This is a genomic window from Allokutzneria sp. NRRL B-24872 (genome assembly GCF_002155965.1).
In the GTDB taxonomy this organism is placed as follows: Bacteria; Actinomycetota; Actinomycetes; order Mycobacteriales; family Pseudonocardiaceae; genus Allokutzneria.
Genome location: NZ_MUMH01000420.1, coordinates 1 through 742, shown reverse-complemented (window position 1 = coordinate 742; position 742 = coordinate 1). Strand labels below are relative to the sequence as shown.

General features: G+C 69.3%; 1 protein-coding gene. It reads left to right on the top strand.

Features of this window, described 5'->3' with window-relative positions; genetic code table 11:
• Positions 1 to 16 precede the first annotated feature (16 nt).
• Positions 17 to 742: S8 family serine peptidase (locus CCN37_RS38435; protein ID WP_246843635.1), on the top strand; the 726-nt coding region annotated here is incomplete at its 3' end.

Genomic DNA, 742 nt, shown 5'->3' with positions numbered 1-742 from the left:
GGTCACGACGGTCCCGGTGAGCGGCGCGAACTACGACTCGTCGCCGGGCGACGGCCAGATCGAGGTCGAACTCGACATCGAGGTCGTGCACGCGCTGGCGGCCGCGGCGAACGACTACGTGTACGAGGCCCCGAACAGCGGCGCCGGCGAACTGGCGATGTACCAGAAGATCGCGTCGGACCACACGGTCGACGTCGTCTCGATCTCTTGGGGCGCTTGCGAATCCGCGGAGGGTTCGAGCGCGGCGAAGAGCGTCAGCAACGCGATCGCGACGGGCACGGCGGAGGGCATCTCGTACTTCGCGGCCGCGGGCGACGACGGAACAACCGACTGCTACCGCCAGACGGGCTCGACGGCCAAGGCGGTCGACTTCCCGGCGTCCAGCCCGAACGTGACGGGCGTGGGTGGCACGCAGCTGACGGTGACGTCGTCGAACGCGTACAGCAGCGAGAAGGCGTGGAACGACGGCGCGTCCAACGGTTCGACGGGCGGCGGCATCTCGACGGTGTTCACGGCCCCGTCGTGGCAGTCCTCCCAGAGCACGACGAACCGCAAGGTCCCGGACGTGTCCGCCGACGCGGCGAGCGGCTCGGGCTACTACATCTACACGGCGGGCGCGTGGGAGACGGTGTGGGGAACGTCGGGAGCGGCCCCGCTGTGGGCGGCGTTCGCGACGCTGCAGAACCAGGTCCACGGCGGTGGGCTGGGCAACCTGAACCCGAAGTTCTATTCGATCGGGAAC